This window comes from Tautonia sp. JC769 (assembly GCF_040717455.1).
Lineage (GTDB): Bacteria > Planctomycetota > Planctomycetia > Isosphaerales > Isosphaeraceae > Tautonia.
The window spans coordinates 126,140-141,794 of record NZ_JBFEFH010000011.1 but is presented as its reverse complement, the minus strand read 5'-3'; the positions used below and the strand labels follow the sequence as shown (position 1 = coordinate 141,794).

The 15,655-nt window shown below is 69.3% G+C and carries 9 protein-coding genes; 1 reads left to right on the top strand and 8 read right to left on the bottom strand.

Annotated features, from left to right (window positions below):
* Window position 1: 1 nt before the first annotated feature.
* The 8 genes from AB1L88_RS13285 to AB1L88_RS13250 form a co-directional block, all read right to left on the bottom strand.
* Entirely contained in the window at window positions 2-934 is a 933-nt protein-coding gene (locus AB1L88_RS13285; protein ID WP_367097150.1) for an ABC transporter permease, read from the bottom strand.
* Window positions 931-2,442 carry a sugar ABC transporter ATP-binding protein gene (locus tag AB1L88_RS13280; protein WP_367097149.1) on the bottom strand — a complete coding sequence of 504 codons (1,512 nt, stop codon included), beginning with the start codon at window positions 2,440-2,442 and terminating at the stop codon, window positions 931-933. The genes AB1L88_RS13285 and AB1L88_RS13280 overlap by 4 nt, the downstream gene beginning before the upstream one ends.
* Window positions 2,443-2,444: 2 nt before the next feature.
* The gene (locus AB1L88_RS13275) at window positions 2,445-3,719 is read right to left on the bottom strand and encodes an L-rhamnose isomerase (protein WP_367097148.1); all 1,275 of its coding nucleotides are present in this window, start codon (window positions 3,717-3,719) and stop codon (window positions 2,445-2,447) included.
* 98 nt (window positions 3,720-3,817) lie between these two features.
* On the bottom strand, window positions 3,818-5,269 hold the full coding sequence (locus AB1L88_RS13270; RefSeq protein ID WP_367097147.1) for a DUF1501 domain-containing protein: 1,452 nt from the start codon (window positions 5,267-5,269) through the stop codon (window positions 3,818-3,820).
* Window positions 5,270-5,306: 37 nt separating this feature from the next.
* Entirely contained in the window at window positions 5,307-7,817 is a 2,511-nt protein-coding gene (locus AB1L88_RS13265; protein WP_367097146.1) for a PSD1 and planctomycete cytochrome C domain-containing protein, read from the bottom strand.
* Window positions 7,814-9,289, bottom strand: coding sequence for a DUF1501 domain-containing protein (locus AB1L88_RS13260; protein WP_367097145.1), 1,476 nt, complete (start codon window positions 9,287-9,289; stop codon window positions 7,814-7,816). Before AB1L88_RS13260 ends, AB1L88_RS13265 begins: the two co-directional genes overlap by 4 nt.
* 3 nt (window positions 9,290-9,292) lie before the next feature.
* Window positions 9,293-12,421 (bottom strand): PSD1 and planctomycete cytochrome C domain-containing protein, encoded by a 3,129-nt coding sequence (locus AB1L88_RS13255; protein WP_367097144.1) that lies wholly within the window; start codon window positions 12,419-12,421, stop codon window positions 9,293-9,295.
* 208 nt (window positions 12,422-12,629) lie between these two features.
* The gene (locus tag AB1L88_RS13250) at window positions 12,630-13,661 is read right to left on the bottom strand and encodes a radical SAM protein (protein WP_367097192.1); all 1,032 of its coding nucleotides are present in this window, start codon (window positions 13,659-13,661) and stop codon (window positions 12,630-12,632) included.
* A 336-nt stretch (window positions 13,662-13,997) separates the two neighbouring features.
* On the opposite strand from AB1L88_RS13250, the gene AB1L88_RS13245 reads away from it, so the two are divergent.
* Window positions 13,998-15,638 (top strand): trypsin-like peptidase domain-containing protein, encoded by a 1,641-nt coding sequence (locus AB1L88_RS13245; protein ID WP_367097143.1) that lies wholly within the window; start codon window positions 13,998-14,000, stop codon window positions 15,636-15,638.
* The last annotated feature ends 17 nt before the right edge of the window (window positions 15,639-15,655 follow it).

Genomic DNA, 15,655 nt, shown 5'->3' with positions numbered 1-15,655 from the left:
GTCAGCGTCCTCCCCGATCGAGGGCATCGGTGGCAACGGCCAGGAGAATGATCATCCCTTGAATCGCTTTCTCCCATTGAGGCTCGATCCGAAGGAAAACCAGAGCAGGGCCGATGATGCCGAGCAGGGCCACTCCGATCAGGGCACCGAGCGGCAACCCCCGGCCTCCCGAGATGGCGACGCCACCCACGACCACGGCGGCGATCACTCGCAGTTCGAGGCCCATCCCGGCATTGGGATCCACATCCACAAATCGAACGGCGCTGAGCAGGGCAGCCAGGCCGGTTAATGCCCCCATGATCGTGAAGACGCCGAAGACGACCCAGGAGGGCCGGACCCCCGCCAGGCGGGCCGCCTCGGGATCGGAGCCGGTCGCATAGACCGCCCGGCCGGCCGCGAGGTTACGCAGGGCCCAGGCGAAAACGAGGAAGACTGCCAGCGCCGCGCCGAGGATGATCCACTGGCCGGCCTCCTGGCCGGCGCCGAACCACTGGAACGCGTCGGGCAGGTTGCGGACGAAGGCCCCCTGGCGGCCGTACCGCAGGGCCTCGCGACCGATGACGAGGGTGGCCAGGGTGACGACGATCGAGGGCAACCCCACCCGGGCAATCAGCCAGCCGTTCACGGCCCCGAACGACGCGCCGACGAGGAGCGTGCCGACGACGACCAGGGGGATCGGCAACCCCGCCTGGGCCATCAACCCCGCGGCAATCCCGCACACGCCGAACTGAGAACCGATGGAAATGTCGATCTGGCGGCAGAGGATGACCATGGTCATGCCCATGGCGGCCACGACCACGGGGGCATTGCTGACGGCCATGGCCATGAGCTGTTCCGCCCGGAAGAAGCGCGGGGCGGCCAGGGCGAGCAGCGCCAGCAGCCCGAGGAAGGCGACGGAGACCGACAGTTCTCTCCGGTAGCGTCCGAGCCTCATCGCGACGCGGCCTCCCCGACAGGGTGGCCGAGGGCGAGGTGGAGGAGGACTTCCTGGGTGGCGTCGGCGCGGTCCAGGGTGCCCACGATGGTCCCGCCGTGCATGACGGCGATGCGGTCGCTCATGCCGAGAATCTCGGGAAGTTCTGAAGAAATCATGATGATCGCAAGCCCCGACTGGGCGAGCTCTCCCATCAGGCGGTGGATCTCGGCCTTGGCACCCACGTCGATCCCCTGCGTCGGCTCGTCGAGGATGAGGACGCGGGGCTTGCACGACAGCCAGCGGGCGAGGGCGACTTTCTGCTGGTTGCCGCCGGAGAGATGGCCGACGGGGGTGGCGATCGACGGCGCCTTCACGCCCATCCGGCGGGTCATGGTGGAGGCAAGCTCTCGCTCCAAGGCCCGGTCGATCAGGCCACCCCGGGAGAGGGTCCGGAGGGTCGCCAGGGTGGTGTTCGAGGCGATCGTCATCGGCGGGATGACGCCGTGGTGGCGGCGATCCTCGGGGACGTAGGCGATGCCCAGGGCCACGGCCTCGTCGGGGGCCTTGATCGCTTCGGGGCGACCGGCGAGGCGGATCGTCCCCTGGTCGGCCGGGGTCAGGCCGAACAGGACGCGCGCCAACTCCGTCCGGCCCGCGCCGACGAGGCCGGCGATGCCGAGGATCTCGCCCGATCGGACGAGGAACGTGACGCCGTGGACCCCGGACGCCCGGCATCCCAGCCCCTCGGCCGATAGCACGACCTCGCCCGGCGTCACCTCGACCTTGGGGAAGACGGCGTCCAGCTCTCGGCCGACCATCATGCGGATCAAGGCGGCCCGATCGACCTCGGCCATCGGCTTCGTGCCGACGAGGCGGCCGTCTCGCAGGGCCGTCACCCGGTCGGCGACGAGGGGGAGTTCTTCCAGGCGGTGAGAGATGTAGATGATCCCGACCCCTTGCGCCTTGAGCTCTCGGATGACCCGAAACAGGTGCTCGACCTCCTGGTCGCCGAGCGAGGCGGTCGGCTCGTCCATGATGAGGATGCGGGCGTCGGCCCCGAGGGCCCGGGCGATCTCGACGAGCTGCTGCTCGGGCATCGTCAGGCGGCGGACGTCGGCGTCTGGGTCGATGGCCGCGCCGATGCGGTCGAGCAGGAGGCGGGCCCGCCGGTGGCGTTCTCCCCACCGGATGCGGCGCCAGGGGCCGCCGGGTTCGAGGCCGATGGCGATGTTCTCGGCCACGGTCAGGTCGGGGAAGAGGGCCGGCTGCTGGTAGATGGCGGCGATGCCGAGGGATCGGGAGCGGACGGGGTCGTTCTCGACGACGAGCCGGCCGTTGACCTCGATGGTCCCCTCGTCCGGGTCGTGGGCGCCGGTGATGACCTTGATGAGGGTCGACTTGCCCGCGCCATTCTCGCCGACGAGGGCGTGGACCTCGCCGGCCCGCAGGTCGAACGAGACGCGATCGAGCGCCTGCACCCCCGCGAACGATTTGCTGATGCCGCCGAGGCGGAGCACGGTCTGCACGGTCACCCCCTCGTCCCGGCTCGATGAACGAGCACGTCCCGTTCGTACGATCGGATCAGGTCCAGCCAGTCGAGCCCGATCGGGACGCCCTGGCGGAGGCAGTAGGCATCCCAGACGGCCCCGGAGGGGAGGAGCTTGCATTCTTCCATCAGGGCCAGGCGGCCGGTCAGGTCTCCGGAGGCTTCCAGCGATCGGAGAAGCTCGATCGGTTCGAGCAGGGCCCGGAGCAGGGCTTTCAGGAGGTTGCGGGTGCCGATCACCCAGGCGGCCACGCGGTTGATGCTGGCGTCGAAGAAGTCGAGCCCGAGATGGACGCGGTGCAGGTAGTCGCCGCGGACGACTTCCTGGGCGATCGCGTCGAGTTCATCGGAGAGGGTGACGACATGATCGCTGTCCCATCGGACGCCTCGGCTGACGTGGAGCAGGGCCTCGTCGAGGAAGCTGAGGACGGCCGAGATCTTGTCGGAGAGGACCTCGGTCGGGTGGTAGTGGCCGGCGTCGAGGCAGAGCAGGATCCCCCGGCTGACGGCATAGGCCAGGTAGAACTCGTGCGAGCCGACCGTATAGGCCTCGGCCCCGATGCCGAAGAGCTTCCCCTCGACGGCGTCTCGGTTGAAGGTCGGGGCGATGTGATCGGCGAAGATCGCGTCGAGCGATTCGAGCAGGCGTTCGCGGGGGGCCTTGCGGTCGGCGGGGGTGTCTTTCGAGCCGTCGGGGATCCATAGGTTGGTGATGCAGGCGGACCCGGTCGCCCGGCCGAAGGCGGCGCCGATGTGCCGGCAGGCGATCCCGTGGTCGATCCAGAAGCGGCGGACGGTGATGTCGGGGTGGGCGAGCGTCAGGCCGTCGGCGGCGAAGGGGTGGGCGAAGAAGGTGGGGTTGAAGTCGAGGCCGATCTTCCTGTCGCGGGCCCAGTCGATCCACCGGGCGAAGTGATCGGGCGTCAGGCCGTCGCGATCGACGGGCGGGCCGGTCTGCTCGGCGTAGCTGGCGTGGAGGTTCAGGCGGTGCGAGCCGGGGATGAGGCGGAGCGCCTGATCGAGGTCGACACGCAGCTCGTCGGCGGTGCGGGCCCGGCCGGGGTGGCGTCCGGTGACGGCGAGGCCGCCGCCGATCTCGCCGGAGGTCCCCTCGAACCCGGCGACGTCGTCCCCTTGCCAGCAGTGGAGCGAGACGGAGAGGCGGCCGAGGACGTCGAGCGCACGCTCCACGTCGACGCCCAGCTCGGCGTAGCGTTCCCGGGCGATCGAGAACGCGTCGTCAATCTTCCGGTCCATCGGCCCGACCCCTTCGCACGAACGACTCTCAAGGAGAAGAGCCTCAGTGTAAGGGGATCGGGCCGCCGATGCGAGCAGTCAGGCCGATTGCGATTGAATCAGGCGAGCAATTCGTCGACAACGTGGCCGTGGACGTCGGTCAGCCGGAAGTCGCGGCCCTGGAAGCGGTAGGTCAGGCGTTCGTGGTCGAAGCCGAGCTGGTGGAGGATGGTCGCCTGCAGGTCGTGGACGTGGACCGGCTTCTCGACGATCGAGAAGCCCAGCTCGTCGGTCTCGCCGTGCGAGTAGCCAGGCCGGACGCCGCCACCGGCCATGAAGATGGCGAAGCAGTCGGGGTAGTGGTCGCGGCCGAGGATGTTGCCGCCGGAGGTCCGCCCTTCGCGGAACGGGGTGCGGCCGAACTCGCCGCTCCAGATGACGAGCGTCTCGTCGAGCAGGCCGCGGGCCTTCAGGTCCTTGATGAGGGCGGCGACGGGGCGATCCATCGTGGCGCACTTATTCGTGAGGCCGTCGCGCAGATCCTCGCCGGGGCCGGTGCCGTGGAAGTCCCAGCCCCAGTCGAAGAGCTGGACGTAGCGGACCCCTTGCTCGACCAGGCGGCGGGCGAGGAGGCAGTTGTTGGCGAAACTGGCCGCGCCGGGCTGGGCGCCGTAGGCGTCGATGGTGGTGGGAGATTCGCGGCTGATGTCCATGACCTCGGGGACGGACATCTGCATGCGATAGGCCAGCTCGTACTGGGCAATCCGGGTGCTCGTCTCGGGGTGGCCGAGTTCCTCGGCCTGGAGCGCATTCAGCTCGTTCAGGGTGTCGAGGCTGCGACGGCGGAGCGAGCGGTCCATGCCGGGAGGGTCGGAGACGTAGAGGACCGGATCCCCCTTCGATCGGCACTGGACCCCCTGGTAGACCGACGGGAGGAAGCCGCTGCCCCAGGCCCCCTGGCCGGCGCTCGGCTGCACGCCGCTGGAGATGAGGACCACGAAGCCGGGCAAGTCCTGGCTCTCGGAGCCGAGGCCGTACGTCACCCACGAGCCGAACGACGGGCGCCCTTGGCGGGGCGACCCGGTGAACAAGAGCAACTCGGCCGGGGCGTGGTTGAACTGCTCGGTATACATCGACTTGACGAGGCAGATCTCGTCGGCCACGTCGTGCAGGCGGGGGATGGCGTCGGACATCCAGATGCCCGACTCGCCCCGGGGGGCGAAGGTGCGCGGGGTGCCGAGCAGCTTCGGCGTGCCCGAGGTGAAGGCGAAGCGGCGGCCTTCGAGGAAGCGGTCGGGGCAGTCCTGGCCGCTGTGCTTGACGAGTGCGGGCTTGTAGTCGAACAGGTCGAGGTGCGGCGGGGCGCCCGACATGTGCAGATAGATGACGTTCTTCGCCTTCGGGGCGAAGTGCGGCGGGCGGAGGGCCATCGGGTCGCCCGACGAACGGTCGCGGGCCTGTGCCCCGTCGTTGAGCAACGAGGCGAGGGCGACCGCCCCCAGGCCCGCCGGCATCTCCCTGAGGAAGTGCCGCCGGGTGACGTGCTGCAGGCGTTCGGTGCGGGGGTCCATCGCGATCGTCCTCCGGGCTTCGGCGCGGCCGATGTGATTAACGCTTCAAGACCATTTCATCGAGGTTCAGCAAGACGTTGGCCACCACGGTCCAGGCCGCCAGCTCGTCGGGGGCAGCACCTTCGGGCAGGGGGCCGAGCGGGTCGGTGGCCATCGCCAGGGCCGCCTCGGGGTCGCCTGAGAAGGCGAGGCGGGCATCCTCGACGAGGGCAAGGAGGTGCTCACGCTCGGCCTCCGAGGGGTCTCGGGCGAGGCAGAGCTGGAAGCCGCGGCGGATGCGATCGTCGGCCGTCTCGCCCCCCTCGCGGACCATCCGGCGGGCAAGCGCCTGGGCCGCCTCGACGTAGACCGGGTCGTTCAGGGTGACGAGGGCCTGGAGCGGGGTGTTCGTGCGCTCGCGCCGGACGGTGCAGACCTCGCGGTTGGGGGCGTCGAAGGTGGTCATCGACGGGTACGGATTCGTACGCCGCCACTCGGTGTAGAGTCCGCGGCGGTAGCGATTCTGGCCGGTGCTGGTCTCGCGGTCGATGGCGCTGCCGAAGGCGGCGTTCAGGCCGGTGGCCGGCCGGGGGGGGTTGACCGGCGGTCCGTGCATCTGCGGGCTGAGCAACCCGGAGACGAACAACGCCTGGTCGCGGATCATCTCGGCCGAGAGGCGGAAGCGGGGGCCTCGGGCCAGGAAGATGTTGGCCGGGTCGCGTTCGAGCAAGTCCGGATCGACCCGGGAGGATTGCCGGTAGGTGCTCGACGTGACGAGCAGCTTGAAGAACGCCTTCAAGTCCCAGCCGGTCCGGACCAATTCGGTCGCCAGCCAGTCGAGCAATTCGGGATGGGTGGGGGGTTCCCCCTGCGAGCCGAACTCCTCGCCGGTCGGAACCAGACCCTGGCCGAAGACCTGTTCCCAGCAGCGGTTGGCGACGACCCGGGCGGTCAACGGGTTCTCGTCGGCGACGAGCCATCGGGCCAGGCTGAGCCGGTCGGGCGCGGCCCCATCGGGCAGGGGGTGGAACGACTCGGGGACGCCCGGCGCGACTTCCTCGCCGAGGTCGAGGTAGTTCCCCCGGAGCTGCACGCGGGTCGTGCGGCGATCGTCGCCGGCCAGTTCCCGCATGATCGGGACGGTCGTATGAGGGGCGAGCTTCCCCTTGAGTTCGGCCAGCCGCGAGCGCTCCGCCTGCAACAGGGGGGTGACGCCGAGGAAGTGATCCGCCAGTTGCTTCGCCTGCTCGTCCGAGCGTTCCGACGCATCGACGCGCAGGATTTCGAGGATCGGCTCGGGGACCTTCGGGGCATCCGGGAAGGGTTCCTCCCCGGCGAGGACGGCCCGCTCCCAATCGTGCTGGGCCTCCTTCAACTCGGGGGTCGCCGTCGCGAGCGTCTCGCGGAGCGAGGCGGCCTCCTGCTCCCACTCGGCCTTGTGGGCGAGCTGTTCCTCGGTGAAGAGGGGAAGCAATGGGGCCTCGTCGCGGAGGTCGGCGTCGGCGGTGTTGTTCAGAATGGCATAGAGGCGGAAGTAATCGACCTGGGAAATCGGGTCGTATTTGTGGGTGTGGCACTGGGCGCAGGCCATCGACGTGCCCATCCAGACGGTCATGGTCGTGTTCACGCGATCGACAATGGCGGCCGAGCGGAATTCCTCGTCGTCGGTGCCACCCTCGCTGTTGGTCATCGTGTTGCGGTGGAAGGCGGTGGCGACGAGTTGCGACTCGGAGGGGTCGGGCAGGAGGTCGCCGGCCATCTGTTCGAGGGTGAACCGATCGAAGGGCATGTTGGCGTTGAAGGCGTCGATGACCCAGTCGCGGTAGGCCCAGATCGTCCGGGACGGGTCGTCGGCGTAGCCGGCCGAGTCGGCATAGCGGGCCAGGTCGAGCCAGAGCCGGGCCTGGTGCTCGCCGTAGGAGTGCGACGCAAGCAGGCGGTCGACGAGCCGTTCGAACGCGTCGGGGGCGGGGTCGGCCAGGAACTCGGCCACCTGCTCGGGGGTGGGCGGCAGGCCGGTCAGGTCGAGCGCAACCCGGCGGATGAGGGTGGCCCGATCGGCCTCGGGAGAGGGTGCGAGCCCCTCGGCGTGGAGGCGGTCGAGGATGAAGTGGTCGATCGGGTTGCTCGGCCAGGAGGGGTCGGAGACCTCGGGGAGGTCCGGCCGCTCGGGCTTGGCGTAGGACCAGTGGACGGCGTACTCGGCCCCTTGCTCGACCCATCGGCGCAGGAGTTCGGCCTCCTCCTCCGTGACGGGATTGGCGACCGAAGGGGGGGGCATGACGTCGAGGTCGTCCTCGGATTCGACGCGGTAGATCAGCTCGCTCTCGTCCGGATTGCCCGGGACGATCGCGGCGTATCCCTTGCTGGCGTCGAGGGCATCGTCTCGCACGTCGAGCCGCAGGTCGGCCTTCCGTTCCGCCTCGTCGGGGCCGTGGCAGAAGAGGCATTTGTTCGAGAGGATGGGCCGGATGTCGCGGTTGAAGTCGATCGGCCCGTCGGCGGCAAGGGCCCCGGAGGTCAGGGCAATGGTGGCCGTCAACGTCCCGATGAGTGAGCGAACGATCATGCGAGCAACTCCTCGACGACATGGCCATGGACGTCCGTCAGGCGGAAGTCGCGCCCCTGGGTCCGGAAGGTCAGGCGTTCGTGATCGAGCCCGAGCAGGTGGAGGATCGTCGCCTGCACGTCGTGGACGTGGACCGGGCGGTCGACGACGTGGAAGCCGAGGTCGTCGGTCGCGCCGAGGGTCAGGCCCGGTTTGACCCCGCCGCCGGCGAACCACATGGTGAAGGCCTGCGGGTGGTGGTCGCGTCCCAGGCTGCGGCCGAGCGTGGCGTTTGACTCGACCATCGGCGTGCGGCCGAACTCGCCCCCCCAGACGATCAGGGTGTCCTCCAACAGCCCCCGGCGCTTCAGGTCGAGCACCAGGGCCGCCGACGCCTGATCGGTCTGGCCGCATTGGGAGCGGAGGCCCCCCTCGACGTCGGAGTGGTGGTCCCACCCTTCGTGGTAGAGGTTGACGAAGCGGACGCCGCGCTCGATCATCCGCCGGGCCAGCAGGCAATTGTTGGCGAACGACGCCTTGCCGGGGGTGACGCCGTACAGGTCGAGCGTGTCCTGAGACTCGCCCGAGAGGTCCATCAACTCCGGGGCGCTCGACTGCATCCGGTAGGCCATCTCGTACGAGGCGATCCGGCTGGCGATCTCGGGGTCGCCCACGCGGCCGAGCTGGCGGTCGTTGAGGGTCCGGATCAGGTCGAGCGAGTCGCGCTGCAACTGATCGTCGAAGCCGGGGGGGCTGGAGACGTTGAGGATCGCATCCCCCTGCGACCGGAAGACGACCCCTTCATACGACGTGGGCAGGAAGCCGCTCGACCAGTTGGCCGCGCCTCCGCTGATGCCGCTGCCGGAGGAAAGCACGACGAAGCCGGGCAGGTCCTCGGCCTCGCTGCCGATCCCGTAGGTGACCCACGACCCCATGCAGGGGCGGCCCGGCAACGGGGAGCCCGAGTTCATGAAAATCTGGGCGGGGGCATGATTGAACTGGTCGGTATGCACCGACCGGACGATGGCGATGTCGTCGACCACCTTGGCCAGGTGCGGGAGCATCTCCGACAGCTCGGCGCCGCTCTCGCCGTGCCGGGAGAAGCGGAAGCGGGGGGCCATCAGGCTGGCATCGGGCCGGATGAAGGCGTAGCGCTGGTCCTTCACCACCTCGGCCGGGACGGGCTGGCCGTCGTACTCCGCCAGGGTCGGCTTGGGGTCGAACAGGTCGAGCTGGCTCGGGGCGCCGGCCATGAAGAGATAAATGACCCGCTTGGCCTTCGGCGCGAAGTGGGGGGGCCTGGGGCTCAGGGGGTTGGTCACGTCGAAGGCGGGGACATCGGAGCCGATCGCCCGAGCGCCGCCGGCGAGCATCGACGCCAGGGCGATCTTGCCCAGGCCGACGCCGCAATCGCGGAAGAAGTGGCGGCGGGTGACGGCCCGCAGCGTCTCTCGGGCGGCAAGAGGTCGGAGGTCGCGGTTCCGCGAGGGCATGAGTCACTCCACGGTGATGGTTTCGTCGAGGTTCAGCAGGGCCCGCGCCACGGTCGCCCAGGCGGCCAGCTCCGCCGCCCGATCGGATTCGGAGGTCCCGGCGAGGGCCTCGGCGTCCAGCTCTCCCGCCGCGATCCGGTCGTGCTGGGCCTGGTAGAAGTCGAGGATGGCGGCAAGCTCCGACGCATCGGGCTCCCGCGAGAGGCAGAGGCGGAAGGCGCGGGCGGCTCGGGCCTCGGCGTCCGCTTCGGGCAACTCCGAGACGACCCGCCGGGCGAGGGCCTGGGCGGCCTCCAGGAAGACGGGGTCGTTGAGCAGCGTCAGGGCCTGGAGGGGGGTGTTCGAGCGCTCGCGGCGGGTGCAGGTCACCTCGGAGGTCGGCGCGTCGAAGGTGGTGAACGCGGCGTAGGGGGCGGTGCGCTTGGTGAAGGTGTAGAGGCCGCGACGATAGCGGTCGGGGCCGGTGCTGGTCGGCCAGCCGGGGCCGCCGTAGGCCAGGGCGGTCACCCCTGCGGGCTGCGGCGGGTACACGCTCGGGCCGCCGACGGTCGGGTTGAGTAAACCGCTGGCCGAGAGGGCGAGGTCGCGGACCAGCTCGGCCTCCAGCCGGAAGCGAGGCCCCCGGGCGAGCAGGACGTTTTCGAGGTCGCGATCCACGAGCGACCGATCGACGGCGGACGATTGCCGGTAGGTCGCGCTCGTGACGATCAGGCGATGGATCGCCTTCTGGCTCCAGCCTTCATTGACAAAGGTGACGGCCAGCCAGTCGAGCAGGTCGGGATGCGACGGGGGCTCCCCCCGCGTGCCGAAGTCGTCGAGCGTGGGGACGATCCCGCGGCCGAAGTGGCCGGACCAGAGGCGGTTGACCGTGACCCGGGCGACGAGGGGGTTGTCCTCGCTGACGAGCCATCGGGCCAGGCCCAGGCGGTCGAGAGGCTGGTCGTCGGGGAGCGGATGCAGGACCGAGGGGACCCCCGGCTCGACCGCGTTGCCGGTCGGCTGGAGGAACTCGCCCCGCTGGTGGATCTGCGTCGTCCGCGAGTGCTCGGGCCGACGCTCCTGCATCACCATGGTCGTCGGGAGTTTGGGCATCGCCTTGCGGAGGGAGGCGATCCGCTGGTGCTGCTCCTCCAGCTCGGGGGCGACCGACAGGTAGTAGGCGGTGATCTGATCGGCCTGTTCCGGGGTTCGCTCGTGAGCCGGGATGCGGGCGATCGCCTCGATCTCGGCCGGGAGCCCGGAGGCCCGCACCGACCCGGAGTCGGTTGTGGTCGAGAGGCGGAAGCGGCCGATGGTCATCTGGTGGATGTATTCTTGCCGGAGCGTGAGGACGAGGCGCGTCTTCTCCCCTTCGCCGATCGGCTCCGCAAACGCGAAGACGGCGGCGTGAGGCTCGCCGATGGCCCCCTTGACGTTCCAGCCGGTGTCGTACACGCCGTCGATCGCTTTTGCGGCCGGGTGGCCCTTCTCGGCGTAATCCTCGGAGGCCTGGGCGATGGCGACCCGCTCCGGCGTATCCTCACCGGATGACGCCTCGACCTCGAACTCGGTCAGCAGGAAGTCGCCGACCGAGAACAAGGGGGCACGGCCCGGGCCGCCGTCGGGAAGGCTCTCGTGGGGCAGGACTTCGAGGCGAAGCCCGGTGATCCCTTCCAGGTCGGTTTCCAGCTCGACCGTGTACACGTCCTGATTCGGCGTGTCGCCGCTGACCAGGACCGAGCGGTCGTCGAGCACCTCCATCGTCGCGCCGTTCTTCGAGGCGAGGGAGGAGGGGGCGATCGGCGTCCAGTCGAAGGTGGTGAGATCGGCTTCCCAACGGGCCATCGAGGCGGCGCGGTGCTGCCGACGGCGTTCGTCTTCCGTCAGGGACTCTCCCCCAGGGGCGTCGTCGGGGACGGGGAAGAGAAAGGGGAGGGAGGCGACGACCGCGTCGATCTCCGCCTGCAGCTCGGCCCTGCGGCGGAGGATTTCCGGGTCGGGCAGGGCCAGCTCCGGCTCGTCGGCGTTGTTGAGGAAGGCGAACAGTTGATAATATTCGCGCTGGGTGATCGGGTCGAATTTGTGGGTGTGGCACTGGGCGCAGGCGACCGTCAGGCCGAGCCAGGTCGAGCCGGTGGTGGCGACGCGATCGACGACGGCGGCGTAGCGGAATTCCTCGACGTCGATGCCGCCTTCCTCGTTGATCATCGTGTTCCGGTGGAAGCCGGTGGCCACCCGCTGGTCGATCGAGGGGTCGGGCAGGAGGTCGCCGGCGAGCTGCTCGATGGTGAACTGGTCGAAGGGCAGGTCGTCGTTCAGGGCATCGATTACCCAGTCGCGGTAGGGCCAGATGGAGCGCTCGCGGTCCTTCTCGTAGCCGTTGGTGTCGGCGTAGCGGGCCAGGTCGAGCCACCTGCGTCCCCAGCGCTCGCCGTAATGCGGCGAGGCCAGCAGGCGATCGACCAAATTCTCATACGCCTCGGGCGATGGGTCGTTGACGAAGGCGTCCACCTCCTCGGGGGTCGGCGGAAGTCCGATCAGGTCGAGCGCGAGGCGGCGGATGAGGGTCGTGCGGTCGGCCTCGGGGGCGGGGGAGAGCCCCTCGGCGTCGAGCCGGGCGAGGATGAAGTGGTCGATCGGGTTGCGGGGCCACGACGGGTCGCTGACGCTCGGCAGCTCGGGAAGCTCGGGGGCCTGGAAGGCCCAGTGGTCGCTCGACGGGGCCTCGGCGGGGTCGTCGGCGTCGGGCCAGTCGGCCCCCTGGTCGATCCAGGCCCGCAGGAGGCCGACCTGATCGGGCGTGAGCGGGTCGCCCGAGGGGGGCATGGTCGAGAGGGGGTCGAGCCCGGCGACCTTCTCGATCAGGTAGCTCAGGGCGCTGTCGCCCGGCTCGATCATGGGGCCGGAGTCGCCCCCGGCGAGGCCGTCGGCCCGGTTATCGAGCCGGAGCCCGCCCTTGCGCTGGTCGGCGCCGTGGCAGTTGATGCAACGGGCCTCGAAGAGGGGCCGGATGTCCGTCTCGAAGTCGATCGGCCGATCGGCGGGCGGCGGGAGGGCCGGATCGTCGTCCTGGGCCGGGGCGGGCAGGCCTGCCACCATCGGGACCAGCAACGTCGGCGCAACCGAAAACCGTCTGAGCCAGTTCAGGACCATCGGACCACCATCGTTTGGTTCAATGCGATTCGAAGACGACGCGCACGAGGCGGGACGAGGCGTGGGGTGGTTCGAGCCGGGCAGGGGGGAGGCTCGCGACCTCGCGATTGTGGGGGTCGTGATTCATTCGTGTAACATTGTCGAACAAACGGCCGGGAGATTCAATGAGAAATCCCTCGGTTCCGGGATCGAGCCGGGTGGCACATGTTCAGGATCCGGCCAGCGTCCCGCACGCGGCCCGGATGTCGGCCCCCCCGGAATAGCGGCGCACGACCGGCTGGCCGAGGTGCCGGGTGAGGGCGTCCCGGAATCGGGAAAGCTCCTCGGGGGAGGGGGGCCGGAAGCGGCCGGTCGGGTCGGTCACGTCGATCAGGTCGAGCCGGATCGGGGTATCGCCCACGACCTGCGCAAGGGCCTCGGCGTCCTCCTCGCCGACGTTGACGCCGGAGATGCAGACGTAGGAGATCATGACCCGTCCCTTGCGGGCCTCGGCATGGCGTCGGGCGGCGGCCATGACCTCGGCGACGGGGGTCCGGGCGGCGACCGGGACGAGCATCTGGCGTTTTTCGTCGATGGCCGCCCCGATGCTGATCGAGAGCCGCATCGTGCGCCGCTCGGCCGTGAAGCGGTCGATCTCGGGGACGAGGCCGACCGTGCTCACCGTCATCGCCTTGGCCGAGAGGGAACCGCCGAAGGGGCAGCGCAGCAGGTCGGCGGCGGCCATGACCCGGTCGTAATTGAGGAACGGTTCTCCCATGCCCATGAACACGGTGCCGGTGACGCGGCGGCCTTGCGATCGCGCCAGGTCGCGGGCCTGGACCCACTGGTCGATCATCTCCCAGGTCGCCAGGTTGCGGCGGCGCTCCATGCGGGCGGTGGCGCAGAAGGCGCAGGCCATCGGGCAGCCGACCTGGGACGAGAGGCAGATGCTGACCGCCCCCGGCTTGTGCAGGGGGATCAGGACCGTCTCGACGGCGAGTTGGTCGTGGGTTCGGAACAGGATTTTCTGGAAACCATCGGCCGGGGACGTCTCGATCCGTTCCCGGGTCAACCGAGGCAGCGGAGGCCAGCCCTCGAACAGGCGGCGGGGGAGCTGGAACCGCCGGTTCCAGGCGATCGGGTCGTGTTCCCCGTGCCCGATGATCGCCGCCAGGAGGCGACGGGCGGCCTCGGGGGTCGTTTGACGGGTGGCGGCGTGGGCGACGAATTCCTCAGGAAGGCCGTTGCGAGGGTCAACCATCACCGAAGGGTCGCTCCCGGGGATCGAACATCGTTCCGAGGTTCCTTCCACATTGCTCATCGAGCCGATCTTCCTATAAGTATGAGGAAGTGGAGGCCAGGGGATGAATCCCTCGGAGTCCCGTTTCTCGAAATCGATTGCCGATCAAACCTTCCTGGATCGACGATCGTAACCAATGAGAACTGGCGTCATGAAGGCCCGTCCAGTGCCGGGGTCTGGTTTTCGGCGTGAAACGAGGTCTGACACCGACCGTGCCGCTCGATCCCGAAGGTCCGGATTGGATCGGGGTCAACGAGGCCGATCGCCAGCATTCGATCATTCAGGAGAACTCAGCGTATGAAGCGGAACACAGTCGCCTGGGCGGCACTGGTCGTTTCGACCGTCGCCCTGATCGGGTCGCAGAACTGGTCGCGCACCGTCCCCGCCGGCCCTCAGATGCCGCAGGAAGGGCTGGAAGAGGCCAAGAAACTGTCGAGGGCCTTCGAGTCGGTGGCCGACTTCGTCAGCCCCTCGGTGGTGCAGATCAGCGTGCAGCGCGTCCCCCAGATGCGCCGCGAGGGGAACAACGGCCGCCCGCCCCGGGGAGAGGGCGGCCCTCGGGAGATGACGCCCGAGGAGATGGAAGAATTCATGGAGCGGTTCCGCCGCTTCTTCCCGGAAGGCGGCCCCGGGATCCCCGAGGACTTCTTCCGGTTCGAACCCCAGCAGATGCCGATCGAAGGCACCGGCTCGGGCTTCATCTACGACGACCAGGGGCACATCCTGACCAACAATCACGTGGTCGAGGGGGCAGGGGAGGGTGACATCCTCGTCAGCTTCTCCGACGGCAGCAGCGCGCAGGCGACCATCGTCGGGCTCGACCCGGCGACCGACGTGGCCGTGATCAAGGTCAATCCGGCCGAGCTCCGGAACGAGCCGCGCCCCGCGCAGATCGGCACGAGCGAGGATCTGCACGTCGGCCAGTGGGTCCTGGCGATCGGCTCCCCCTTCGGACTGAGCCAGACGGTGACGGCCGGGATCATCTCGGCGACGAACCGGCAGGCGGTCGGCATCCTCGACCCGAGGGAGGGGTATGAGGATTTCATCCAGACCGACGCGGCGATCAACCCGGGCAACTCCGGCGGCCCCCTGGTCGACATCGAAGGCCGGGTCATCGGCATCAACTCGGCGATCGCCACGCGAAGCCGGGCCAATGCGGGTGTCGGCTTCGCCATCCCGATCAAGCTGGCGTCCTACGTCGCCGATGCCCTGATCGAAGAAGGCAAGGTGCAGCGGGCCCGCCTCGGCGTGGCCATCTCTGCGTTGACCCCCGAGCTGGCCGATTCGTTCGGCATCGACCCGGACCTCGACGGCATCCTCGTCAACGAGATCGTCCCCGGCAGCCCGGCGGACAAGGCCGGCTTGCGGCCCGGCGACGTGATCGTCGGCTTCAAGGGGCGAGACGTCCGCAGCGTCCCCGGCTTCCGCCTGGAGGTCTCGACCAGCTCGCTCTCCCAGGGGCACGAGCTGACCTACATCCGCGAGGGCCAGGAGCAGACGGCCGTCATCAACCTGGCCCCTTCGGAAGAGGTCGAGATCGCCGGCCTGTCGCGGGCCCCGAGCCGGGGAGGCCCTCGGGAAACCCCGGGGGTCGAGCTGAACCGGTTCGGCCTGGAGCTCCAGGATCTCTCGGCCGACCTGGCCGAGCAGTTCGGCTACGACGCCGGCACCCAGGGCGTCCTCGTCCGCAACGTCGCCCCCGACTCGCCGGCCGCCGCGCAGGGGATCGAGGCGGGCGACCTGATCACCAAGGTCATCAAGGACCGCAAGCCCCAGGACGTGACCAGCCTCGACGACTTCCAGGCCATGCTCGACGACTCGGACAGCCTGGCCGTTTATGTCCAGCCGGCCGACGCCGCCGGCCGATTCATCGTCCTGAAGGCGACCGAGCCGGATGGCGATGGCGACGGTGAGGGCGAGGGCAACAGCGACAACTGATCCCTCGGCCCGGGGCG